The organism is Mucilaginibacter lappiensis (genome assembly GCF_050433765.1).
GTDB classification, from domain to species: Bacteria; Bacteroidota; Bacteroidia; order Sphingobacteriales; family Sphingobacteriaceae; genus Mucilaginibacter; species Mucilaginibacter lappiensis_A.
Map to the genome: position 1 here is coordinate 26,189 of NZ_JBNPWP010000011.1, position 25,108 is coordinate 51,296.

The window sequence follows — 25,108 nt, forward strand, 5'->3', positions numbered from 1 at the left end:
TTGCTATAAACGTGGAGTGTCATCGTAATTCACTAAATCAAACATTATGAAACTTAGATTAAACCTCGCAGTGTTCCTTAGAAAATAAAATGTTCACTTGCACTTACAGGCGGACTTATTATATTTGCCTCTCAAACATTTGTACCCTTTGTTATGCTACTATGTTTGAGAGAGCGTTCTAAACAACCACTAATTAACAGATCATTAGCCTTGCTTATGACTTGCAAGTGCATAGATTACAGTTAGTTAAAAGTGTAGATGGTATCTTACACCAACCATTCGGGATGTAGCGTAGCCCGGTATCGCGCCAGCATGGGGTGCTGGAGGTCGTGGGTTCGAATCCCGCCATCCCGACTTGAAAATAAAGGTTTTAGGATTTTTTCTGAAGCCTTTTTTTGTGCACTTAGTAAAAGCCTGATAAAACTTCCAGCACCTTTTCCAGCAGCATTAGCCACTGAAACCGATGAAAAAGCATGTGGAAAACCTATTTTTAGCCCGAACTACAATGGTCTAACAAGATTTAAGAATTATAAAAAACAGACTTGTCTGTTTGACAAGCTTATTTTATCTTTGATCATGCGCAATGAGAGAAAGAATTCGATACGACAAACCATTATTGATACGGCGTCACGTTTATTTTACGAACAGGGATATGGCAATACCGGTATTAACCAGATCATTGAAGAATCGGGTGTTGTAAAATCTTCCCTGTATTCTGCTTTCCGGACCAAGGAAGAGATATTAATGACTTATTTAGAAACGGCCGGTGCAGCCACCGACGAAGCGTTAAAAACCGCAGCCGGCAAACATACTAAAGCCAAAGATAAAGTGTTGGGCGTTTTTGATTACCTTATTGAACTGGTACAGCGAAAAGATTATTATGGGTGTAATTTTTTAAATATTATCTCTGAAGTACCAAAAGATGCTGAAGTAGTAAGGCGTCAAATAAAAAAGCAAAAGGATGGTGTACGCCGGCTTTTTGCCGAGATCCTAAGACCAATTCAAAAAGAGGAACTGGCAGATGAAATTTACGTGTTGTTTGAAGGAGCGCTGATTGGCAATAAAGTGCACAATGACACCTGGCCGGTAATTTCTGCCCGTGAAGTAGTCCATAAATTATTATAAACAGCCGCCATATTTATTAAAACATGTTTAAATACAAAAAAGAAGAGAAAAGTTAGAATAATTTGAAAACAGACTTGTCTGTTTTCAAATTGATTTTATACCTTTGAATTATAAAAGGAGTCAACCTATAGATAAGAGAAATTAAAAACCATAAAATGAAAACACAAGCAATTAGTTATGGAAAGGTTAATGTGGATGGCATTAACATCTTTTACAGAGAGGCTGGGGATAAAGCCAAACAACAGATCATCTTACTTAATGGTGTGCCAAATGCTTCGGGCGCATTTCAGGAACTGATGAATGACCTGAAAGATGATTATTATTTGATAGCGCCCGATTTTCCGGGATTTGGCAACAGCGATATCCCCGACAAAACAGACTATGAATACACCTTTCAGAACATCGCTTTGACGATAGAGCAATTCATGGAAAAGATGGAGCTGAAACAGCCAAACGTATATGCACTTGGATATGGCGGCCCAATTACTTTTCGCATCGCAACCCGCAGGCCAGGCATTTTTAATAATTACATTCTGCAAAACTCCAATGCTTATGAAGAGGGATTAGGCCCGGCGATGCAAGAGGCAGTCCCCTTCCTTGAAAATCGGAACAAGGAAACCACGAAACTGGTAAAACCTCTGCTGACATTAGACGGTATCAAACTTTTCTTTTTGAACGGTGCAAAAGATCCCGGCAAAATTAATCCAGATCACTATATCAGTGCGCTGCATTACCTGAACCGCCCCGGTCAGGAAGACATACAATTGGACTTGCTGTACAATTATGCATCTAATATCGCTGAATATCCAAATTGGCAAAAGTGGCTCAAAGAAACACAGCCGCATTTATTGTTGGTTTGGGGTAAAAATGATATTTTTTTCCCGGTGTCTGCAGCCGAAGCGATCAAAAGGGATGTCCCTTCAGCGGAACTCCATGTTTATGATACCAGCCACCTGGCATTAGAAGAACACCATACCGATATCGCTAAAAACATCAAATCCTTTTTAGGATAAAAAAATTTAAAATAACAAAAACAGAGTGGTCTGTTTTTGTCACAAATTATATACTAAACTAAATATAACAATCATGAAAACTACAAAAGTAAATTATCGCAATACTAAGGTAAATGACTTGAATATCTTTTACCGCGAAGCAGGGCCGAAAGACGCGCCACTGGTATTATTGCTGCATGGTTATCCAACTTCGTCGCATATGTTCAGAAACCTGATCCCGATACTAAGTGAGCAATACCATGTCATCGCACCTGACCTGCCCGGTTTTGGTTATTCTGATAAACCGGATCACCAGGGTTTTGCGTATACCTTTGATAACCTGACCGAACATATCCAGGGGTTTATCGATCAGCTGGGGCTAAAAAGATTTGCGATCTACGTATTTGATTACGGTGCGCCGGTAGGTTATCGTATTGCTGTTGCCAACCCAGAAAAAATAACCGGTATTATCACACAAAACGGCAACGCTTATCTGGAAGGCTTAAGCGAGAACTGGAGCCCAATTCAGAAGTATTGGGCCGAACCAACAGAGGAGAACCGCAACGCTTTAAAAATGATGGTGGAGGAAGGCACTACAAAATGGCAATATTTTGCCGGGGTAACTGATGAAACTTTGATAGCTCCTGAATCCTATACTCTTGATCAACATTTTCTTGATCAGCCGGGCAACGTAGAAATACAGCTTGATCTTTTTAAAGATTATGCCAGCAATGTGGCATTATATCCGGTGTTCCAGCGATACTTTCGCGACAAGCAGCCTGCGTTGCTTGCTGCCTGGGGCGATAAAGACCCATTCTTTCTTCCACCGGGCGCTGAAGCATTTAAACGGGATATTCCGGGCGCTACGGTGAAATTTTTTGACACCGGCCATTTTGCACTGGAAACCCATGTAGATGAGATTGGGGCAGAAATACTTCACTTTTTAGAGAGGCTGCCAAAGTAAACAGCACAAATTGTTAATAATTGATAAGTAAAAAATCTGTTATGGAAACAAAAGTTGCGATAGTAACCGGCGCAAGCGCCGGGATTGGCCGGGCGACCGCCATCAGGCTGGCAAAAGACTTTTCGGGACTGGTACTGGTAGCCAGGAGGGAAGAAGAACTGGAAGGAACCGCTGCAAATGTTAAAGCCGCCGGGGCGGAGCCGCTGATCATCACGGCAGATCTAAGACAGGTAGCAGCGGTGGATAAGGTGATCAACGAAACCATCGAAAAATTTGGCCGGATTGATGCGCTGGTCAATATAGCCGGGGCTGTGCCGCAAATTCACCTGTTTGAAATGACGGATGAACAATGGAACGATGGCGCCGAAATGAAGCTCCATGGCGCGCGCCGGCTAACGATTAAAGCCTGGCCTTACTTAAAAGCCTCGAAAGGATCGGTGATCCTGACATCAGGCAATTCTGCTGAAGACCCTAAACCCGGGTTTGCGGCAGTAGCTACTATCAACGCAGCGATTGTTGCGCTGGCAAAAGCATTTGCTGAACAGGGTATCATCGATGGCGTGCAGGTGAACAGCGTTTTACCCGGCCCGGTAATGAGCAATCGCCGTATTGGGTTTTTGACGAAATGGTCGGCAGCCAATCATATGACGATGGAGGAAGCGAAATCTAAATTTCTGATAGAATCACATATCGAACGTTATGGAGAGCCTGAAGAAATTGCAGAATTAATGGCATTTTTAGTATCGCCTGTCGCAAAGTGGATGACCGGTACAGCTCTCAGAATGGATGGTGGCGAGGTGAAGGGTATTTAGGCCGCTAATATTTATACTTAAAAAAAGGTCTATGCAGGGTTGTTTTTTTGGCCTTTTTATAACGGTCTTAGGTATTGACTTTGTGCCATTATGCGAGCCTGTACGATGGAGAAAGTTTCTCTAAATCAAAAACGGCTTCAGGTTATTTCCTGAAGCCGTTTTTGATAAAATATGTTCACTAATAAAAACTATTAAATTATGCGAGCAGACAGTAAATTCGGCCTGTGGCTGGTGCTCTTACCAGGCTTGTATTACTTCAGGTTTCCCTAACTTTGCTTGCTTCTAATTTTAATAAATTTATCATGAACGATAATGTATTTGAACTTATTAACCCTCAAAGTAAATCCTTAGCGATTAAAGTTCACTCATTTGAAAGTGATGAATACTTTAGTGACCTTAATAAATACAATTACTTTTCAGTGATTTTAGTGTTAGCCGGTACCGGCAGTATTGTTGCAGATATTTCAGAGTACACTTTTAATAAAAATAGTCTCATTTGCTTTTCTCTTTATCAACCGTTTAAGATCAGATCCGAAGGCAAATTTAAAGGGCTTATGATAAATTTTCATCCTGAATTTTTCTGTCTGCATAAACACCGGAACGAAGTTTCCTGTAATGGCGTACTGTTTAATAATATTTATGAATCACCTGTCATCGATTTAACGCCTGATGAAACACAGCTATTGTTAACGACAATGGTAGCCCTTAGATCTGAAATGCAACGGCCTGGCATCTCCCAACTTGAGTTATTGTTATCGTACCTGAAAATATTGCTCATCAATGCCTCCAGGATTAAAATTGGATGGCGAAACCAGGAAGAGCCCCCAACGGGAAAAAAGCCGGATATGTTAAATAGCTTAAAAGATGCTATCGAAAAGCATTTTAAATCCCTTCATAGTCCAGGTGATTACGCCGCATTGCTAAATATTTCAACAGCAGCTTTAAACCGGGTAAGTAAAGTACATTTTAACAAGACACTTTCAAACCTGATAGCAGACAGAATTATTATTGAAGCTAAACGCCAATTATATCTCACTTCCAAACCCATCAAGTTGATTGCTTATGAGCTGGGTTTTAATGATGAATTTTATTTCAGTCGTTTTTTTAAAAGTCATGTAGCTATATCTCCCCAGTTTTTCAGGGATACAGTTGGATTTGACCGGGCAAATGCATAATTGGGCTTAGCAAAGCAATTGTCCATGTCAAAGTCTGATTTGTCCATGTTATCAAGATCAGCAGATAATGAACTTTGTGCTATGAAAACAGAAAAAAGATTCCCGCTACCCCCATGGGATATGGAGACAGCTGCAGAAAAACTTCAGCTTTTAGAAAATGACTGGAATTCACAAAACCCTGAAAAAGTAATTGCAAATTACTCAGAAGATGCTGAAGTCCGTTTCGGAACAGAATTTTTGAATGGTCGTGAAGAGATCAAACACTTCCTGATTCGCAAATGGCAACAAAATTTAGGATTTAAGATAAAACTGGATCTTTGGGGAGCGCTTAAGGGCCGTATGGCCGTAAGATCTGAATATGAATGGCATGATACCACTGGCCAATCGTACAGAAGTTATGGCGTTCAGGTTTTTCAGTTTGACGACAATGGTTATATAAAAATGCATTTTGCAAGCTTTAATGACACCCCTATTGCCGAAACCGACCGTAAATTGTAATTAACCAGGCAAAAGAGAACGTAAAATCTAAAGATAATTCTTTCAGCCAGTGGCCGGTGTTTTCACCGTGATGGGAAGCAGTTCGGGGCGATGTTGGGCACCCCTTATGCATTTCCGGTTTAGCTAATATTATCAATTTGTTAAGGCTTACCGCCAGAACTGCATTTCTTTATAAAGGTAGGGCAGGTGAAAACCCTGCGGGAGATTTTTACGGCATTGTTTCCGGCCATCGCGCTTAAGTGAGGACAGAAAGGTGAGCCATACAGACAAGTAAATTGAGCCGTAAAAGAAATCGGCCATTGGATATAAAGCTGATCTTTGTATCATTAATAAGTAAAAGATCAGCTATGAAAAATATAACAAAAATAAACCTCGGCAAAAATGGTCCACTCGTGTCTAAACTCGGATTAGGCTGCATGCGTATGTCGTCTGTTTGGGGAGGCCCGGTGAATGACGAGGGTGAAAGTATAGCTACCATTCAGTCAGCTTTAGACAACGGAATCAATTTCCTGAATACAGGAGACTTTTATGGCGCTGGCCACAACGAACTGCTGGTAGGCAAAGCCATCAAGGGCAGAAGGGATGACGCCTTCATCAGTGTTAAATTTGGCGCTATCTTTTATAACGGTCAATGGTTGGGTTTGGACCTTCGCCCAATAGCCATCAAGAATTTCATCAACTATTCTTTGGTACGTTTGGGTATAGATACTATAGATCTTTATCAGCCATGCAGACTTGATAACAGCATTCCGGTGGAAGATGTGATAGGAGCTGTCGCTGATCTGATCAAAGAAGGAAAGGTGCGTTACCTCGGCGTTTCGGAAATAACGGCAGATCAACTGCGCAAAGCCAATAGCATACACCCTGTGACGGCATTGGAAATAGGCTATTCATTAGCCGACCGCCAGATAGAAAGCGACCTTCTGCCTGCGGCTAAAGAGTTGGGTGTAGGAGTTGTAGCTTTTGCCAATACAGCCGAAGGGCTGCTTACCGGTGAAATGAAAGCCCCCCTTGATGACAATGACTATCATAATCACTTTTCGCGTTTTCAAGGAGAGAATCTGATTAAGAATCTGGAAAAAGTAGAAGTATTGAAAGCAATGGCAAAGGAAAAAGGATACACCCCGACACAACTGGCGATTGCCTGGGTAAATGCTCAGGGCGATCATATCATGCCATTGGTTAGCATGAGCCGCAGATCGAGGTTGCCGGAAAACATACAAGCCATGAATATCGAATTCACTCCGGAAGACATGAATGCCCTTAACACGCAATTTTCGCTGGGTTCAATACTTGGCGGTACATACCTGCAACGATAAATGGGTGGGGCTGCAAGGCCCGGCCTATTTTATATCTTTACCTAATGATTAATCCAACTGAAATAATCCCGGGAGTAATCTTTTACTCTTTTTTCTCGGCCATGAGAAAAGAGAAGGTAGGGTTTTTTGAGCACAGTACATTAGTATTACAGGTTTCGGGTCATTTTACTTTGGAGACTGCCAGTCAAAGGATTTCGATGAAAGGGGGCGAGATGTTGCTGATACGGAAAAATCAACTGGGAGAAATTACTAAGACCCCGCTGGACGGGGAGGATTACCAAACCATTATCATTTGCCTGAAAGACGACCTGCTCAGAAAGTTCGCCCTGGAGGAACAAATAGAAACTGGGCAAAAATACACAGGGTTACCCAACATTCTTATTCCCGGAAACGATTTTCTACGTGGCTTTTTCCAATCCGTGATACCCTATGTCCATAATCCGGAAGAAAAGGTAACGAAGGACCTGGGCATGTTAAAGGTAAAAGAAGCGGTGCAATTACTGCTGCATGCTATGCCCGAGCTCAAGGATTTCCTGTTTGATTTTTCCGAGCCGTATAAAATGGACTTAGAAAAATTCATGCTCAGTAATTTTCATTTTAACGTTCCTGTTGAAAAATTTGCGCAACTCACCGGGAGAAGCCTTGCGGGATTCAAGCGCGACTTTCAAAAAACATTTGAGATGTCGCCCCGGCAGTGGCTACAGGTAAAACGGCTCACGGAGGCCCGCCATCTCATAGAAAAAAAGAACAGGAAGCCATCTGAAATCTACCTCGACCTGGGATTTGAAAGCCTTTCTCATTTCTCGCATTCATTTAAAAAAAAGTTCGGAAAGGCGCCTACTGAGCGCTTATAATAGGACAGCATTGCAGACGATGTGGAGCCATTGACCATCCGATTCCGGAATCACTGTCAAATCATTCCGATATACATTGACATACCCTATCTTAAAGGAGCAGCAGCAGGCGTAGTTATCGGTACAACTTTGGAAGACATCGTTTCTGACGGAGTAGGGATTGCTGGAGATTGTGGGTTCGGATCCAGACATAGTGATGCCAATCATGAGGCCCCTTCAAGGCAATTTGAAAAAGGAGCCTGTTTTTACGGCAAATTAACTTGGGAGGTAAATAAATCATTTATAGTAACAGCAGGTATTTATTCGTATATTTATTATACCGATTATTTATCCATGTGCAGGCCTGTTAAATTATATTTTGTTATTGTGCTGATGCTGACCGTAACTAATTTATACGGACAGGACAGCACGAAACGGTTTTGCTTTGAATTTTATGAAGGAACATTTAATGCAGAGGCCGATACATCTGTCATTATAAACACACCGTTAGAGCTTTCGGCTGCAGCTGTCAATGCATCTTATGCCAGGTTAAATGCAGGGAAATATCAAACATTGGTTAACGCGCTTTTAACTTATAAGGAAAAGCACCAGTTGAATGATTGGCTCTACTACCAGCTTATCCGTAAAACGGCCCAACAAATATCTCCGAAGGAAAAAAACTATGGTAATTATACTTTGTATAAATGGTTTTTGCTTTCTAAATCGGGTTACGACGCTCGGCTGGCTATAACAGCGGACAAGATCATATTTTATGTATACAGCAGTGAGGATATCTCAGATATTCCATTTTTTATGATAGATGGCAAAAAATACATGTGCCTGAACATTCACGATTATCCCAAAGCCAATTTGAACCAGGACCCGCCTGTTCCGGTAAATGTTAGCATCCCTGAAGGAAAAAAAGCATTTTCATACAAAGTGACAAGGATGCCTGATTTTATTCCTGATAACTATTTTGAAAAGGACCTGCAATTTACTTATCGCCGCAAAGTTTATTACTTTAAAATAAAGCTTAATGCCGATGTAGAGCGGATTTTTGCAAATTACCCCGGGGTTGATTTTGAATCGTATTTTAATATTCCGTTAAGTAAGGAAACATATAGTTCTCTTATACCATTGCTCAGAAAAAACACACAGGGAATGAGTAAAACAAAAGGGGTTGACTACCTGATGCGCTTTACCCGTTACGCTTTTTTATATGAGGATGATCATGCGAATTTTGGGAAAGAAAAAAGGTTGTCGCCCGAAGAAACCTTATTTTCTAAATACAGTGATTGCGATGACAGGGCTGCTCTGTTTTTTTATCTGGTAAAAGAAATTTACAACTTACCAATGATAGCCTTATTGTACCCTACGCATATCAGTATGGCCGTTCAGTTTGATAAACCTGTTGGCAATACTGTTATTTACAAAGGCAAAGCCTACTCATTTTGTGAACCAACTCCACAACAGAAAGATCTTGGTATCGGGCAGATTTCGGCAACATTGAAAAAAGTGCCCTATCAGGTTGTTTATCAGTACAACCCTTAAATGAGGGGAGGAGCAGTAAGAGTTTAGTTTCTACTCATTGCTGCAATCAGGAGGTCAAGCTCACCGGTATATTTATTCCAGCTATTCCAGTTAACATCATATAACGACTTCTTTCCGTCGATGGTAACGGTAATAAGCCCAGATTCCATCAACTCCTTTAAATGATGAGAAACCGTTGGTTGGGCTAAAGGCAGTACGTCTACAATTTCGCCGCAGGTAAACTGTTTGCGCAAAGCAAGAATACGGAGTATAGCAATTCTGGCAGGATGCGAAAGCGCTTTTGCCACCATTGATATATGTTGATCTGTTGAGGCAAATTCCCCCTTTTTATGATTAGCCATGTTTAGAGAATGCACAAAGATAAAGCCCTTGAGTATAATTTAATCACCAATTAATAGCTCTTCATAATTTCTTCATGAAATCTTCATTTTCCCTAAAGTTAATTTCATGTTACTTATAGTCAAATCTAACATCTAAGATATTCGATTTGATAATCTTTTGTTAACATGGATTTAATGATGCCGGGGTAATTTTGACCCGTCATTAAAAATTATTATGTTGAAAATAAAACACTTACTCTTTATAGCTTTTCCTTTCCTGTTAATTAACTCAACGCTTTTTGCACAAAGTAGCGGAAAGATTGCAGGTAAGATCATTGACCAAAAAACCAGCGAAACACTGATTGGAGCAACAGTTGGCGTACAAGGAACAGCCCAGGGTGCTGCCACCAATGTTGACGGACGGTATGTTTTAAATAACCTGCAGCCCGGTAGGTATACTATAATTGTAAAGTATATCGGCTACCAAAGTAAATCAGTTTCTGATATTGAAGTAAAAGGCGGCGCAGTTACCAATCTTGATGTTGTTTTACAAGAAGCGGCCTCTACAGCACTTAAAGAAGTAGTGGTAAAAGCAACTTATCGCCAGGCATCTGTAGCCTCATTATACGCAATTCAAAAAAACAGCGTATCCATATCTGACGGTATATCTTCCGAGCTGATCAAAAAGTCACCAGACAGAAGCACAAGTGATGTTTTAAAAAGGGTAAGCGGTACTACCATTCAGGATAATAAATTTGTGGTGGTACGCGGTCTTAGCGACCGCTATAACAGCGCCTCACTTGATGGTACGCCATTGCCCAGTACAGAGCCTAACCGTAAAGCGTTTTCATTTGATATTGTTCCGGCCAACCTGATCGAGAATATCGTTATCAGCAAAACGGCAACTCCCGACATCGCTGCCGATTTTGCAGGAGGTAATATACAAGTACTTACTAAAGATATACCTGATCAAAACTTCGTTAGCATCGGAGCCGGTTACAGTTATAACTCGCAAAGTACCTTTAAAAACTTCCAAAGCGGCTACCGCAATACAAGCGATTATTTTGGTTTTGATGGTGGTGCAAGGGAGCTGGTTGATAATTTCCCAACCACAAAACAGGTAATTGGTCCGCCAAGGTTAACCAACCAGCAAAATATACAATCTATCAACTCGCTTAACAATGATTTTAACATCTATAACAAAAAAGCGTTTTTAGGGCAAAGCTATCAGTTTACCCTGGGTAACGTACAGGAAATAGGCGAAAACAAAAACCGTTTCGGTACTACCATAGCTTTAACTTACCGTAATGCCGAAACCACAATCCCTGATTTGATCAGGCAATATAATAACTTTGATTTTACAGAAAATCAATACAAGTTTTCTACAAATGTTGGAGCGCTGGCAAATTTTGCATACAGCTTTGGTAATAACAAAATAACCCTCAAGAATCTTTACAATCGTACTTTCGACGATATTTTCACCTATCGTACCGGCACAAACAATTCAAACGGTGCCAATGATAATAGGTTTTACGCGTATGATTTAACGCAAAAAGCGTTGTTTAAAACCACATTGGATGGTGATCATAAGCTTGGAGCGTCAAATGCAAAAATAGACTGGAGCCTGGGCTACAGCAATATTTTAAATAGCCAGCCCGATCAAAGAAAAATAAACTACGTACAGCCAAATGCCGGCAGTGCTTATGTGGCAAGCATAACCAATTTAGGAAAAGAAAATGCCCGTTTCTTTTCAGATTTGAATGAGAATATCTATTCAGGTAAAGTTGATTTCAAGTTGCCTGTTAAGTTATTTAATCAAACCAGCAATTTCAAGGTCGGCATTGCTTCTCAATATCGTAAACGTGATTTTAATGCCCGTTTTCTGGGAGTAATAATAAAAGATGGTACAAGTGATATCAGGGAAAGGCCGATACAAACACTTTTCGGGCCAAATGCAATTAACTCAGGAGCATTTGAGCTTGATGAAATATCTGCCCCTAATGATAATTACAATGCACACAGCTACACCAATGCGGGTTATGTGATGCTTGATAATAAGCTAAGTGATAAATTGAGAGTAGTTTATGGTGTAAGGGTTGAAAAATTTGATCTGAAATTAAACACCCTCGATCCCGATCAGCAACAACCACAGGCCGAATTAAATAATACCGATTTCCTGCCATCAGTAAACATTACTTATAGCTTAACAACCAAAGCAAATTTAAGGGCATCGTACTATCGCACCCTGGCACGTCCGGAGTTTAGGGAACTTGCACCCTTTTCTTATTATGATTATGAGCTGTTAGCTACTCAGGAAGGTAATTCCAATTTACAAAGAACAGCTATTGACAACGCCGACTTAAGATATGAGTTTTATCCTTCTGCTGGTCAAATATTCTCCGTATCAGTTTTCTATAAGAAGTTTTATAACGCCATTGAGCCGAGTATTGATGACGTAAACTCATCAACTACTATAAGCTATTTCAATGCAAAATCGGCCTACGTTTATGGTGCCGAAATGGAAGCCCGTAAAACGCTTGATTTTATTAATGACGAGGGGTTTTTTAAAAACAGTACACTTTATGCCAACCTGGCTCTAACCAAATCACGTGTCCAAAATCCGGCTAACCCTAACCTGCTTGAACCCACCAGGCCGTTGGTAGGGCAATCACCTTATGTTATTAATGCCGGTTTTCAGCATAATGCCTTTAACAACACCTTATCACTTAATATTCTGTACAACCGTTTAGGGAAACGAATTTTTTATGCCGGAGGGTCAAATTTCCCGAGCGTGTATGAAGCTCCAAGAAATGTACTTGATTTCCAGATAGGCTACAAAGTACTCAAAAACAAAGGAGAGATTAAGTTAAACGGTAACGATCTGTTTAATCAGAACTATAATTTTTACTACGATAAAGATAAAAACCCTAAAGGCGGTACCGGTAATACCTTCAAAAAATTCAAGCCGGGATCTACCTATGCCCTAACCTTCAGTTACAATTTTTAATACAAGCAATAAAGGAATCTCACAACTAAATTAACAATACAGATTTAATCGAACCCAAAAAGAAAATCATGAAAAAACAAGGATTATTTTTAGCGCTTGTTGTAGCTCTTTTCTCAGCTGCATGTAGCAAAAAATCGGCGACTATTGACCCGCCGGTTACAGATACTACTAAAACAAGCAACACTGTTACAGTAACCGGTGATATTGCAACTGCTACCACCTGGAAAGCCGATAAAATTTATTTAATAAAAGGCTTTGTTTACGTAACTAACGGAGCAACATTAACCATTGAGCCAGGAACCCTGATAAAAGGAGATAAAGCAAGTAAAGGTACTTTGACAATTACCCGCGGTTCAAAAATCATGGCAGAGGGTACTGCTGCCAAGCCAATTGTATTTACATCGGCATTTGAATCAGGTGCAAGAACAAATGGAGATTGGGGTGGTATCATCCTGTTAGGAAAAGCCCCGGTTAACCAGGGTGATAATGTAGGTATTGAAGGTGGTTTGGACGCTAAAGGCAATGCTGCTAAATACATTCAGTATGGCGGTACAGAGGCTAATGACAACTCAGGTACTTTAAAATATGTACGTATTGAGTATGCAGGTATCCCTTTCTCTCCCGATAACGAAATTAATGGTCTTACCTTTGGTGGTGTTGGTAAAGGAACAACTATTGACTATGTACAAGTTTACCGTTCTGGTGACGATGCTTTTGAGTGGTTTGGCGGTACAGTACAATGTAAGCACCTTATTGCCATGGGTAGCCTTGATGATGACTTTGATACCGACTTTGGTTTCTCTGGTAAAGTTCAGTTTGGCATAAGCCAGCGCTTTAAAAGCCTTGCAGATAATTCAGGTTCAAACAGTTTTGAATCAGATAACGATAATAATGGCTCTGATAAAACACCTCAAACTTCAGCTGTTTTCTCAAACATGACCTTATTAGGCCCAATAACAAAAGTTGGTGAAGCTACCGTTAACGCCAACTATCAGCACGGTGCTCAAATTCGTCGTAACTCTGCTATAAGCATTTTAAACTCTGTATTTTCAGGCTATGTAGATGGTGTTTATATTGACGATTCAAAAGTAACTACCCCGGCTTCAACCTCTACCAATTACACCGCTGGTCGTTTAGTTTTCACAAATAATATCATTTTAGGAACCAAAACCAACGAGGTTAAAGGTGAAAACAAAACTTTATTTGAAGCTAAATTAAAAACTGATAATGTTTTTAACCCTGCTTTATTTGCTGATGCGGTTATCACTGATCCATTTAAGTTCTCATCTGATTTTGCAAGCCCGGGCACACCTAACTTTACAGTTAAAGCCGGATCAATCGCTGCTGCCGGTGCTTTATTCACTGATGCCAAGGTGACCGATGCTTTCTTTGAAAAAGTTACATACAAAGGTGCTGTTGGTACAACCGACTGGACAACCGGTTGGGCTAATTTTGACCCTCAAACAATGCCTTATACTACTCCTGGTGCAGTAACCAAGTAATATAAAAAACATATCAAAGGCTGCCTCAATAAATTTGAGGTAGCCTTTTTTTATAGAAATAATTGAAACGCATGGAGAACATATGAAATTAACGAACCTTAATTTCAACGATAATGAATTATCACAATTTGCCAGGGCCCTGGCATTGCCGGTAAGGGTTTTTATTGTTAGAACGATTATTGAAAATGGGTTCTCGATCAATAGGGATGCGCTCTATACTACAAGTTTCAATATGGAGACTATTAATAAGCACGTTTCAGAATTAAGGTCCCTGGGCCTTATAAAAGCCAATGGCGCAAAAGGTAACATCACCTACAGTATTGAGCAAAACTGGTTTGAACAAATGTCTATCAGGTTTTCAAGCCTGTTTGAAAGTATAAACCGGTTCAACCCCAACTCGGTTGACGCTGATGCTCCTGTTGATATCCCTACTTTTGTTTCAAAAAAAGAAGAAAAAGATAAGCTGCCAAACTTCGGCGCGTATATTAAAAGGCAACGCCTTGAGCTAAATATTTCACAAGAAGACCTGGCAAAAAAGATCAAGATAGATCGTGCTCAGCTCAGTCGCATAGAGTGTGGCAAAAACCAATTAAACGCTGATAAATTAAAAGCGCTCTCTCAGGCATTGTATTTGAATACCGATGTTTTGACCAAAGAATATTATAGCTATAAGCTTGCGGAACTGATAGAGGAAAGCGGCTATAAAGAAATGATATTAAATAGTGCCAAAGAAAAACTTAATAATTTATTTTCATTATAAATCGTTACCGTGTCGCCCGCTCTTTATTCAACAGGATAGGGCCCGTGCTCAAATAAGGCATCATGATACCCCTTGCTGCCGACTTCGCGTGCTAAGGGACTTCTGAAATCTCTGCCTGTACGAATGCATTCAAGTACGTACGGGAAATCATATTTTGGTTGCCATTCCAACTCTTCCAGAGCCCGGCTGTTTACATAAACACGATCAATACCCGGGAACATGTTCCATTGCTGTTTGGCAAAAAGGCTGTCATAATCAGGGAATAGGCGCCGTACCACTTCTGGGGCATTCATGCGGAGCATGCTTAGGTCATCATGAGTAAACGGGGTTGTAGCCGATATAATATAACGACCAAATCCAATATGCTGCGCTTTTTCAACTGCCTGCAAATGGGCGCTAACCACATCTTCCATATCAACCCGGCGATAAAGTAATTCATTTGCCTGCACGTTGGCCGAACTGTACTTTCCTCTTATGGCGGCATCATCATCAGCCTCGGGAAAGAACCGTGATGTGCGCAAAACTATTGCAGACAAGTGCTGTTTCCGGGCAAAAAGCTCGCATAAATTTTCGGCAGCAACTTTGGTTATGCCATATATATTCCTGGGAATAGGCGTTACGCTCTCCGTTATCCATGCCGCGGGTTCATCTTCGGCGGGAGTAAGCGCCGACCCGAACGTGCTTGTAGTGCTGGTGTAAATAAAAGATCTTACGCCTGCTGCCGCAGCCTCCTCGAGCAATGCCAGCGTACCGCTGATGTTGGTGTCAATAAAATCCTGGTAAGTGTGGGTTGCCATATGTGGTTTGTGCAAAGTGGCTGTATGAATAACTGCCTGCACGCCAATCATGCACTGTTTAATAAAACCTCTGTCGGTTACTGGCCCTACAAAATTGGTAAAAGGCGACGGTTTGATATCCACCCCTTGCGCCTGCCTCCCCTGGGTGCGTAAGCTCCGCATAATGGCTTCGCCAAGGTGCCCTGCGCTCCCTGTTACAAGAATGCTCATGATCGCCTCCCGGTTAAAAACTTATAACCAAGGGTTGGGCTAATCAGTAAGGTTTCCGGATGTAATACCGGCTTTTTTAATGTTTTAGGTAATGAAATTGCAGGCATGATACAAAAATATCATGTTTGGTTGTCAAAATCAATAAAATTGGGGTTAAAACCTGCTAAGTATTATGCTTAGGGGTTCAGCGAGTGGCGAACGGAGAAACCAGATAAATGAACGGAAAAGGGAGCAGACAATGTACCTTACATCCTGAACCGTAAAGAAACAGAGCGCCCCAGCGCCTGGGCAAATTCCGGATCGATCAATGGCCCTTCGCCCATTTGTACCCATGCGCCACGTATATCTTTTTGTAGGGTTATTTTTTCGCCGTTCAGTAATATCTCAAGCTCGCAGGTAGTCTTGTTAATAGGTGTTGTGTTGATCTGGTAAACGTGGTCAGTTTCGTTATAAGTTATGCGTAGTGGCAGTCCCATCTTTTTCTCCTCGGGGGTAAATATACAACTGTTGCTAATAAATCAAGCATTTAAAAAAAAACGAAACAAATTATTTAGGCCGCTAACTGTAATTTTACCTTTTCAATCAGGTTATTCATATCAAAAGGCTTGTGCAGCACATCATCAGGAGCTCCCTTTTTTCGTAAGGATTCATCATTCTCATCACCTTCTGAACAAATAATTACCGGGAGATTTTTTGTTTCCTTGTTTAGCTTCAGCAGGCGGCATACATCCCGGCCATCAATTCCGGGTAAAAGTGTGTCAAGTATAATCAGATCGGGGTGGTTTAAGCGGATGTTATTAAATATATGATCGGGCCGGGTCAGTGAAATTACCTCATAGCCGTTGCTCGTCAATATATATGACATAACTTCTATCATTAATTCACTGTGGTCTACAATTAATATTTTCTTTGCCATGATCTTCCCATCTGTCCGGTTCAGATAATGCAAAGGGCATGCCATTGATTAACTTGCGGTTATGTGAGTGGATAAACCGAAATATGTACAGAAAGGCAGTCGGTTAAAAACAATTGGGCCAACCGGACACGGAGAAAAGCCAATAACCCAATCAACTATCCCTAACAACAACATTATCAAAATGTGTCCGGTCAAACCCAATTATTAATTTATACGTGAATAAAAAGTTCTTCTTTTGGTCTGCGTACTTTGATCATTTTGCTGTAAACATCATCTTCGGCACGGAAACCAACTGCAGCTATTACAGATGTGGTTAAGCCCTTTTCTTTGAGCCCAAGTATTTCATCAAATTTTTGTGGGTCAAAACCCTCCATTGGTCCGGCATCAATGCCAAAGTCGGCAGCGGCACTTAACAATACACCCAGGGCAATGTAAGCCTGTTTGTGTGACCATGCCAGTTTTTGCTCATCGGTACGGCCGCTTAAGGTACCTAAAACCATTTGCTCATAACCTTCCAGGCTTTCACGCTCAACACTGCGGGTTGAGGCAACAAGATCAATGAATTTTTTCCCGAAGTCTTCATCGAGGTTAGTTAAGGAGGCGAAAACAAATAACGCGGCAGAATCTGTGATTTGCGGTTGGTTATAACCCGCAGCCCTTAATTTTTCTCTTGTTTCGGCATCCTGAACAACAATAACTTTAAATGATTGCAATCCCAATGAGGTAGGGGCAAGCTGTACAGCGCTTAAAAGGCCATCTAACTGTTCGGCAGTTATCTTTTTAGTAGTATCGAATTTTTTAATGGCAGCGCGCCATTGTAATTTTTCTATGAGTGACATGATGATTTCTTTTTTGTTTAAACAAAATTAGATGTTTAAACACACACCGTTGTCACCTGCGTGTAAATTAGATGTTTAAACATCTAATTTACACCTGTATCGCAAGTTATAAGTTGGCCTTTTCTTTCAGCTCATCTTCTTTATCATTTTGCTCTTTTTTCAGACGCCGTTTTTCCTGCCGTATTTCCTTTTTAGTTTTTCCTGTAGTATCAACATTATCTATCCTGACTTTATACTCTTGTTTAAGCGCCTCAATTTGCTCTTTTAGTATTTCCTTGGCTGTTTTTTGCTTCTCTTCCTCTTTTTTAGCGGTAGAATCTTTTTTGCCAAAAAGGCGCTGAAAAAAGTTTGGTTTCTTTACAGGATCCTCAAGTACGGGTAAAATTTCGGTGTCGTCACTTTGTTTCATCAGGCTATCGGCAGTAGCGGTGTCAACAGGAGCAATGGTCCGGCGCAAGCCCTCTCTTAAACGGACGGTATAAAACCCGTAAGCACTGGTGTCGCGCTGTGTAAGCCCCTTGCCAGCCATTAATCTGCCAATTAGGTTAAAGTAGCCATGCAAACCCGGCCTAAGCGTGCCATCGGGCTGAAAAGCGTACAGACCGCCTTTGGGATACGGAACAATGCTGGCCAGGTAAATACTCTCGCCCAGGGTAAGCTCTGAGGGCGATTTGCCAAAGTAATAATGCGATGCCTCTGATATACCATATATACCGCGACCCCATTCAATAATATTCAGGTAAACCTCCAGCATCCGGTTTTTAGTCATGATGCGGTTGTTTTCGATTATCCAAACAATCAGAATCTCCTCAATTTTACGGGCAAGTGTTTTTTCCCGGCTCAAAAAAGCATTTTTAACCAATTGCATAGATATACCGCTGCCGCCGCGCTTAAATTTTTTAGTCTTAAAGTCTGTAACTAACGATTTGCGAAATGCTTCTTCCACAAAGCCGTGATTAGTGTAAAAGGAAGGGTCTTCGGCCGTCATTACGGCGTTACGCAGGCTTGGCGCAATCTGTTCAAGCGGCGTAAATTCCGGGTTTTCCGGACCAATCAAATGAGGCGACATCGGTTTGCCTCTTTCATAGGGTGTATGTACAAATGGGCTGTTTAGTTTAGTAAGGTCGGTTTTGCCATATTTCACCACCCTGAAATTATCCTTGCTAAGCCGTGAGTCAAACTGCAGATCGTCGGGCTTGCTGGCATCCATATAAAAATTAAGGGCATAGTTTAATTTACCGGAAACCTGTATACCATCAAGTGCATCAAACATCCCCGAAGGGAAAGAATCAAAAATATCAGTAGCATTTAACCAGCCGGTAGTAATTTTAAGCTCATAAATTTTAACCGGGTTCAGGGTGTACTTGATAAAAGGCTTTGCTGTAAGTTTTTTAATATGTATAAGCGATGAACTGTCAAGAGAGATGTAATTACTACCCACAAATAAGTTAGCATCAATGGAAGCGTTAGGAAACACAATATCGCCGGAGGATATGGCCGGATGATTGATCAATAAATTATGCACCGCCCATGAACCATAAATTCTTGTTTCGCCGCCACTATGCTCCACTTTTGTTAATTTGGTGCTGATGGTATCAAAATTCAGTCTAAGCTTTAGCTTTTTTTCGATTATAGGCAACTCTACTTTTTTACCATCGGCGTAAAGCTTTACGTCGATATCTTTATCAGACGGGTGCATTTTACCGGCAACATGCCAAATGGAAGCACCATTATCCACATCAATAGTTGATGTTAGATCACCATCTTTTATCAGCGCGGTTTTGGTCAATAAATTTATCCGGCTGCTATCGCCCTTAAAATTTATGGTGAAATTATTAAGATGCAGGTTATCCGGGATTTTGTAAAGTAACTCATTTATTAGGTTACCGGCCAGCTCAGACAGGTCAACCTTTGGACGCGTGACGGTGGTATCTTTTTTCTTTTTAAAAAGAAAATCAAAATTCTTAACCCCCTTAATATTGGTGAGTTTAATAAATCCATCCTGTAAAACAACATCGGCCAGTTTAATATCGCCAATTACAAGAGGTAACAGCTTAACACTTACTACCAGATTTTTGATGTTAAGCAAGCTGTCGCGCTGCTCGGGCACTATGGTTATATCAGAAAATGATACAGTGCTCATACCTGTAAAATGGGCCGACCCTATTTTTACATCTAAATTATAATCCCTTTTTGCTTTTGCTTTAGCTTTGTCAATAGCTTTTTGAAGCAGGGCCTCACGTTTTGAATAGGCTATATAACCGCCGATTAAAAATATAAGTAACAACGGTATCAGTATAAATGCGGCTATGCGTATGTATTTAGGATTAAGGCGCTTCATATGTAAATTTTTCCAAAACTAAACTAAATCTTATCCCCTGCAAACGGTTGTTTCTGCAAATTGTTTCTTTAACAAACACAAATCAACGGCCTGTTTTCATAAATTTGCCATATATTATGATAATTACCAAAGAACAAGTTTTACAAGCGCTGGGCAATGTTGAGGAACCCGATCTGAAAAAGGACCTGGTTACCCTTAACATGATACAGGACATACATATAGATGGCAACAACGTTAGTTTTTCAGTCATACTAACCACACCGGCCTGTCCGCTAAAAGCAATGATAGAAAACGCGTGCCGTAATGCCATCAGCTATTTTATAAGTAAGGAGGCCGTGGTGAGTATTAATATGACATCTAGGGTTACTTCGCAAAAAAACACCGGGGTGCCCGGCGTTAAAAATATTATAGCGGTTGCATCGGGCAAGGGGGGCGTTGGCAAATCAACCGTGGCGGTAAACCTGGCACTGGGTTTAGCCAAAGCCGGTGCTAAAGTAGGTTTAATTGATGCCGATATTTACGGCCCATCGATACCTATTATGTTTGGTTTGGAGGGGGTGCGCCCGCAGGCCAGTCAGGTTGATGGCAAAACCCGTATAGAGCCGATAGAGAAATACGGTATTAAGTTATTATCCATAGGTTTCTTTACTGACCCTAACCAGCCGGTGCCATGGCGCGGGCCAATGGTATCAACCGCGGTAAAACAATTGTTTAATGATGCCGACTGGGGCGAACTGGATTACCTGGTAATTGACCTGCCACCCGGAACGGGCGATATACACATTACTGTTACGCAAACTTTCCCGGTAACGGGGGCGGTAATTGTAACCACACCACAAAACGTGGCCCTTGCCGACGCTAAAAAGGGGATAGGCATGTTTTTAATGCCGGCTATTAATGTGCCGATACTGGGTGTGGTTGAAAACATGTCGTACTTTACACCGGCCGAGCTGCCCGAAAACAAATATTATATTTTTGGTAAAGGCGGCGGGCAAAAACTGGCCATGCAACTTGATGTACCATTTTTGGGTGAAATTCCGTTAGTAAAAAGTATAAGCGACTCTGGCGATGCCGGTAAGCCTACTATACTGGAAGAGGACGGCGTAATGACCCAGGCGTTTTTAGAGATGGCCCGCCGCGTAGCGCAGCAGGTTGCTATTTCAAATGCAAAGGCGCTGGGTAATGAGGCTATTGTGAATTAGAGATAACGTTAAGAAACAAGAAATAAGAATCAGGAGATAAGACCTTTAGAACAATAATATTTATGAGGATAGTGTAATGGCCAGAGGCAAATTATTCGAATTAAAATATTGTAAATAATTAAGTAACTTTACTTCTGTTATAAATTAGTAAAAATGAGTTTATTAAGTCAGGTAGAAGCAGCTTTAGATACCATCCGTCCGTATTTGGAAGCTGATGGCGGGAATGTTTCGGTTGAGGAAATCACCCCTGAAGGTGTAGTTAAATTAAAGCTATTGGGTTCATGCGGGTCATGCCCCATGAGCATCATGACACTTAAAGCCGGTATTGAAGAGGCTATTAAGAAAGCGGTTCCTGAAATTACCGCTATTGAGGCTATTAATTTAACGGATATTGACGACCCCAACGCGGTACTTCCTGAAAATTTAAGGTAGTGTTAAGTATTGTTAAAAACCGGGTATATTTACGGTATTAACGTACTTTTGATTAAAGTTTTGAAACTTTTTCCACCTATAACGGGTAGTGTATTCAGGAAAGAGTGATTGGTATATGAAATATTTAATTGCCATTTTATTTTTATTTGCAACAATTGGTGCCTTTGCGCAAAACCACGAAGAAAGGCCGATTGTACAATTTACTGGTATTGTACATAATGCCGATAGCAGCAATGTTATAGTGCCCTACGTAACCATTACCAATACGTCTGTACGTAACACGATTAGTTTATCAAACTATAAGGGCTATTTTTCTTTTGTTGCGCATGAACAGGATACCCTGCGATTCACCTGTGTGGGTTATGGCCCGGTAACTGTAGTAATACCAGCAAATGTGCCTAATAAAAGTTATACGCTGCAGGTATCGCTTAAAGCACAAATTATAAACCTGCCAACCTTCCATGTATTCCCATGGGCTACTACGGATGAGTTTAAAAAAGACTTTTTGGCTATAAAGCTGGCCGATGACGATCTGGATATTGCCCGGAAAAATGTAAGCCGCACATCAATGGTGGCCTTATCGAACGTATTACCGAGGGATGCACAGGAAATACAATCAGCCAATGCACAAGGCATGCACACCAGTATCCTGAATTCGCATTCATTAACACCCAACCCACTGCTTAATCCGCTGGCCTGGGGTAGTTTAATAAAGCAAATAACCGAATCAGATAATAAGAGCAGTAATAATTAGTCTTAAGTCTAAGGTCCTCAGTTCTAAGTAGGAAATACTATTAAAAAGATAGTCCTAAGTCGAAAACTGTAAGTCTAAGAAGGGTATTTAAACGGCTACTTAAGGCTAAAGACTTTGAACTTAGGACTCAAAAAAGGGAACCCAGTACTTAAATCTACCGTCCTTTTTTAACAGCGGGGAACTTCATTTTATAGTCTACGTCAACCATCCCTTTTGAAATATCGTTCAGCTTTTTCTCAATAAGGCGCTTGCGCAGAGGGCTAAGTTTATCAGTGAACAACTTGCCTTCAATATGATCATACTCATGCTGTATAACACGTGCCGCTAAACCATTAAAGGTTGCTTCATGATGTTTCCAGTTTTCATCATAGTAGGATAACTTTACAACCGGTTTGCGGTATACATCTTCTCTTATATCCGGAATGCTCAGGCAGCCTTCGTTAAATCCCCACTCTTCGCCGGTTTCCTCTAAAACAGTAGCATTTATAAATACCTTTTTAAAGTCCTTAAGATCGGGCTCCTCATCACTAAAAACAGTGGCATCAACTACAAACAAACGCATGGACATGCCCACCTGAGGAGCAGCTAATCCTACGCCGCGCGCGGCATACATGGTTTCGAACATGTTTTCAACCAGCTCTTTTATATGCGGGTATTCTTCAGGTTCAATTGCTGTTGCTTTTTTCCTTAAAACAGGGTCTCCGTAGGCGATGATAGGGTATTTCATTATGCAAAAATACAGGATTATTATTTAGGCTCAAAAACCAATGTAATCAACTTGTCAATATCAAATATTTCATTGCTTATTTCAAGCATTTGTTCGGCGGTTACGGCGTTTATCTTTGCAAAAACATCTTCCAGCGTATCAATATGGTTAAAATCGAGCAAACTTTTAGCCATTGATATGATCAGGCTCATCCGGTTTTCTTCGGCAAGGGCTATCTGGCCAATAAATTTTTCTTTGGCCTGGTGCAGTTGCAGGGTGCCCAGTTTTTGTTCGCGCAGTTTTTTAAGCTCCTTATGCACCAGTCGGGCCGCCTTGTCGGCTTTCTCGGTATCGGTTCCGAAATAAATAGAAAAAATACCCGTATCTGTGAGTGCCGTGTAGTTCGATTCGATGGTATAGGCAATGCCGTGCTTTTCGCGAATCTCCAGGTTAAGGCGACTGCTCATACCCATACCGCCCAACAGGTTATTTAACAACAACAGGCCATTTTTGTATTTGTGCGATGATGAATAGGCCTGGTTGCCAATAATACAATGCGTTTGTGATATGGTTTTTTTAACAAGATGGATACCGCTTAAGTTGGCCTGTGGTACGATCCTGTTTTTTTGAGGTTGATTTACAGCAACGGCGCCAAAATACTTTTCGGCTAACCTGATGACCTTCTTAAAGTCATAATTGCCATGAACAGCAAATATCATTTCTGATGTGCTGTAATTGGCCTTAATAAAAGCCCTTACATCATCGCCATTCATTTTGGCAACGGTATCGGGTGTTCCTAAAATGTTTTTACCGATAGGATGATCGGCAAAAAGCAGTTCCTCAAAATCATCCTGTATGGCCTCTTCGGGCTGGTCAAGGTATGAGGCTATCTCGTCCAGTATTACGCCCTTTTCTTTTTCCTGCTCATCTTCCGGAAATGTGGAGTGGAACATGATATCCTCAAACAGGTCCATAGAACGCTCCAGGTGTTGGTTAAGCAATGACGCGTGTATGCAGGTATATTCTTTGGTAGTATAGGCATTAAGATCGGCGCCAACCAGTTCAAGCCGGTTTAAAATTTGGGTGGTGCTACGCTTCTCGGTTTCCTTAAATAGTAGGTGTTCAATAAAATGAGCAAGACCCTCCTGTTGCGCGCCTTCATCGCGCGAGCCGGCGTTTACAATAAAGCAGCAGTGTGTTATGGCAAATGGTGCATGTTTATACAATATCCTGATGCCATTGGGTAAGGTGTAAGCCTGGTAATCGATCATGAGCAGCAAAGATAACGTTATATACGTTACAATTATTTTCGCGTTATTGTAAGTGATTTATACTATTTTCGAAAAAAAAACAAAATGAACACACAGGTTAACTAATATGCATATTAGTTAAATACCCCCAAAACAATAAAGTAGCCCCATCTCCTATGAAAATTAAAATTTCCGACCTTGAATTTGAGCCCCTTATCAATGAAAAATTAATAATAGAACGTACCAAAGCCATTGGCCAACAGTTAAATACCGATTATCAGCATAGTATACCCATATTTATTGGCGTGTTGAATGGCAGCTTTTTGTTCATCGCCGACCTGATTAAACAAATTGATATCCCCTGCGAAATTGCTTTTACCAAGCTGGCTTCCTATTATGGAGGTACAACAAGCAAACTTAAAATACGTGATGATATCGACTTGATCATGGATATAAAAGACCGTGACGTGGTGATCATTGAGGATATTGTAGATACCGGCAATACCTTGCATTACCTGATAGATAAACTAAAACAACGCAATCCGACATCTATAACAGCATGTTCCCTGTTGCTTAAACCTGCCGCGTTGCTTACTCAAATTGAAGAGCTTAAATATGTAGGCTTTGAAATTGAGAATGAATTTGTAGTAGGCTATGGCCTTGATTACCAGGAAATGGGTAGGAATTTGAGGGATATTTATAAAAAGGTAATTTGATAATTCGGAACTGAGATGTTCGATTTCTGATTTGAGCCGTTATGAAGTCATCCCGAATTTATTTCGGGATCTCATATGCTAAGCATC

The 25,108-nt window shown here is 40.9% G+C and carries 25 protein-coding genes and 1 tRNA gene; 17 read left to right on the forward strand and 9 right to left on the reverse strand.

Annotated elements, in window-relative coordinates; translation table 11 throughout:
* The first annotated feature begins 280 nt into the window (after positions 1–280).
* From M2273_RS25375 to M2273_RS25405, 7 genes are all read left to right on the forward strand, one after another.
* A tRNA-Pro gene (locus tag M2273_RS25375) sits at positions 281–354 on the forward strand.
* A gap of 222 nt (positions 355–576) precedes the next feature.
* The gene (locus M2273_RS25380; protein ID WP_429400576.1) at positions 577–1,125 is read left to right on the forward strand and encodes a TetR/AcrR family transcriptional regulator; all 549 of its coding nucleotides are present in this window, start codon (positions 577–579) and stop codon (positions 1,123–1,125) included.
* 155 nt (positions 1,126–1,280) lie between these two features.
* Complete coding sequence (locus M2273_RS25385; protein WP_429400577.1) at positions 1,281–2,138, forward strand: alpha/beta fold hydrolase; 858 nt, start codon at positions 1,281–1,283, stop codon at positions 2,136–2,138.
* Between the two features lie 73 nt (positions 2,139–2,211).
* Positions 2,212–3,081, forward strand: coding sequence for an alpha/beta fold hydrolase (locus M2273_RS25390; protein WP_429400578.1), 870 nt, complete (start codon positions 2,212–2,214; stop codon positions 3,079–3,081).
* 41 nt (positions 3,082–3,122) lie between these two features.
* Complete coding sequence (locus tag M2273_RS25395; protein WP_429400579.1) at positions 3,123–3,893, forward strand: SDR family oxidoreductase; 771 nt, start codon at positions 3,123–3,125, stop codon at positions 3,891–3,893.
* Between the two features lie 302 nt (positions 3,894–4,195).
* Positions 4,196–5,068 carry a helix-turn-helix domain-containing protein gene (locus M2273_RS25400; protein WP_429400580.1) on the forward strand — a complete coding sequence of 291 codons (873 nt, stop codon included), beginning with the start codon at positions 4,196–4,198 and terminating at the stop codon, positions 5,066–5,068.
* A gap of 81 nt (positions 5,069–5,149) precedes the next feature.
* Positions 5,150–5,566, forward strand: a complete 417-nt coding sequence (locus tag M2273_RS25405; RefSeq protein WP_429400581.1) for a DUF1348 family protein — start codon at positions 5,150–5,152, stop codon at positions 5,564–5,566.
* 147 nt (positions 5,567–5,713) lie between these two features.
* Here the strand turns inward: M2273_RS25405 and M2273_RS25410 are convergent, their stop codons facing one another.
* On the reverse strand, positions 5,714–5,893 hold the full coding sequence (locus tag M2273_RS25410; protein ID WP_429400582.1) for a hypothetical protein: 180 nt from the start codon (positions 5,891–5,893) through the stop codon (positions 5,714–5,716).
* A 20-nt stretch (positions 5,894–5,913) separates the two neighbouring features.
* Here M2273_RS25410 and M2273_RS25415 point away from each other — a divergent pair, with 20 nt between their 5' ends.
* The 3 genes from M2273_RS25415 to M2273_RS25425 all read left to right on the forward strand — a co-directional run bounded on the left by M2273_RS25415 (position 5,914) and on the right by M2273_RS25425 (position 9,269).
* Complete coding sequence (locus M2273_RS25415) at positions 5,914–6,885, forward strand: aldo/keto reductase (protein WP_429400583.1); 972 nt, start codon at positions 5,914–5,916, stop codon at positions 6,883–6,885.
* A 101-nt stretch (positions 6,886–6,986) separates the two neighbouring features.
* Positions 6,987–7,739 carry a helix-turn-helix domain-containing protein gene (locus tag M2273_RS25420; protein ID WP_429400584.1) on the forward strand — a complete coding sequence of 251 codons (753 nt, stop codon included), beginning with the start codon at positions 6,987–6,989 and terminating at the stop codon, positions 7,737–7,739.
* 129 nt (positions 7,740–7,868) lie between these two features.
* Positions 7,869–9,269, forward strand: coding sequence for a hypothetical protein (locus tag M2273_RS25425; protein ID WP_429400585.1), 1,401 nt, complete (start codon positions 7,869–7,871; stop codon positions 9,267–9,269).
* A 23-nt stretch (positions 9,270–9,292) separates the two neighbouring features.
* Here M2273_RS25425 and M2273_RS25430 read toward each other — a convergent pair whose 3' ends face one another.
* Complete coding sequence (locus M2273_RS25430; protein ID WP_429400586.1) at positions 9,293–9,610, reverse strand: ArsR/SmtB family transcription factor; 318 nt, start codon at positions 9,608–9,610, stop codon at positions 9,293–9,295.
* A gap of 214 nt (positions 9,611–9,824) precedes the next feature.
* Here M2273_RS25430 and M2273_RS25435 point away from each other — a divergent pair, with 214 nt between their 5' ends.
* The 3 genes from M2273_RS25435 (at position 9,825) to M2273_RS25445 (ending at position 14,858) form a co-directional block, all read left to right on the forward strand.
* Entirely contained in the window at positions 9,825–12,596 is a 2,772-nt protein-coding gene (locus M2273_RS25435; RefSeq protein WP_429400587.1) for a TonB-dependent receptor domain-containing protein, read from the forward strand.
* Between the two features lie 68 nt (positions 12,597–12,664).
* Positions 12,665–14,098, forward strand: a complete 1,434-nt coding sequence (locus M2273_RS25440) for a hypothetical protein (RefSeq protein ID WP_429400588.1) — start codon at positions 12,665–12,667, stop codon at positions 14,096–14,098.
* An 82-nt stretch (positions 14,099–14,180) separates the two neighbouring features.
* Positions 14,181–14,858 (forward strand): helix-turn-helix domain-containing protein, encoded by a 678-nt coding sequence (locus tag M2273_RS25445; protein WP_429400589.1) that lies wholly within the window; start codon positions 14,181–14,183, stop codon positions 14,856–14,858.
* Positions 14,859–14,881: 23 nt separating this feature from the next.
* Here M2273_RS25445 and M2273_RS25450 read toward each other — a convergent pair whose 3' ends face one another.
* The 5 genes from M2273_RS25450 to M2273_RS25470 form a co-directional block, all read right to left on the reverse strand.
* Positions 14,882–15,865, reverse strand: a complete 984-nt coding sequence (locus M2273_RS25450; RefSeq protein ID WP_429400590.1) for an NAD-dependent epimerase/dehydratase family protein — start codon at positions 15,863–15,865, stop codon at positions 14,882–14,884.
* A 245-nt stretch (positions 15,866–16,110) separates the two neighbouring features.
* Positions 16,111–16,341, reverse strand: a complete 231-nt coding sequence (locus M2273_RS25455; protein ID WP_429400591.1) for a hypothetical protein — start codon at positions 16,339–16,341, stop codon at positions 16,111–16,113.
* Between the two features lie 74 nt (positions 16,342–16,415).
* A complete protein-coding gene (locus tag M2273_RS25460; RefSeq protein ID WP_429400592.1) occupies positions 16,416–16,826 on the reverse strand; it encodes a response regulator in 411 nt (136 codons plus the stop codon).
* Between the two features lie 164 nt (positions 16,827–16,990).
* On the reverse strand, positions 16,991–17,620 hold the full coding sequence (locus tag M2273_RS25465) for an NAD(P)H-dependent oxidoreductase (RefSeq protein ID WP_429400593.1): 630 nt from the start codon (positions 17,618–17,620) through the stop codon (positions 16,991–16,993).
* Positions 17,621–17,726: 106 nt separating this feature from the next.
* Positions 17,727–19,961, reverse strand: coding sequence for a transglycosylase domain-containing protein (locus M2273_RS25470; protein ID WP_429400594.1), 2,235 nt, complete (start codon positions 19,959–19,961; stop codon positions 17,727–17,729).
* Between the two features lie 116 nt (positions 19,962–20,077).
* On the opposite strand from M2273_RS25470, the gene M2273_RS25475 reads away from it, so the two are divergent.
* The 3 genes from M2273_RS25475 (at position 20,078) to M2273_RS25485 (ending at position 22,349) form a co-directional block, all read left to right on the forward strand.
* Entirely contained in the window at positions 20,078–21,163 is a 1,086-nt protein-coding gene (locus tag M2273_RS25475; RefSeq protein WP_429400595.1) for an Mrp/NBP35 family ATP-binding protein, read from the forward strand.
* Between the two features lie 153 nt (positions 21,164–21,316).
* Positions 21,317–21,595, forward strand: a complete 279-nt coding sequence (locus tag M2273_RS25480; RefSeq protein WP_429400596.1) for a NifU family protein — start codon at positions 21,317–21,319, stop codon at positions 21,593–21,595.
* A 115-nt stretch (positions 21,596–21,710) separates the two neighbouring features.
* A complete protein-coding gene (locus tag M2273_RS25485) occupies positions 21,711–22,349 on the forward strand; it encodes a hypothetical protein (RefSeq protein WP_429400597.1) in 639 nt (212 codons plus the stop codon).
* Between the two features lie 154 nt (positions 22,350–22,503).
* Here M2273_RS25485 and def read toward each other — a convergent pair whose 3' ends face one another.
* Together def and M2273_RS25495 are read right to left on the reverse strand one after the other, a co-directional pair.
* A complete protein-coding gene (gene def / locus M2273_RS25490; RefSeq protein WP_429400598.1) occupies positions 22,504–23,076 on the reverse strand; it encodes a peptide deformylase in 573 nt (190 codons plus the stop codon).
* A 20-nt stretch (positions 23,077–23,096) separates the two neighbouring features.
* Positions 23,097–24,323 (reverse strand): M16 family metallopeptidase, encoded by a 1,227-nt coding sequence (locus M2273_RS25495; protein WP_429400792.1) that lies wholly within the window; start codon positions 24,321–24,323, stop codon positions 23,097–23,099.
* Between the two features lie 158 nt (positions 24,324–24,481).
* Between M2273_RS25495 and hpt the strand changes: the two genes are divergently transcribed.
* Entirely contained in the window at positions 24,482–25,021 is a 540-nt protein-coding gene (gene hpt / locus M2273_RS25500) for a hypoxanthine phosphoribosyltransferase (RefSeq protein ID WP_429400599.1), read from the forward strand.
* The last annotated feature ends 87 nt before the right edge of the window (positions 25,022–25,108 follow it).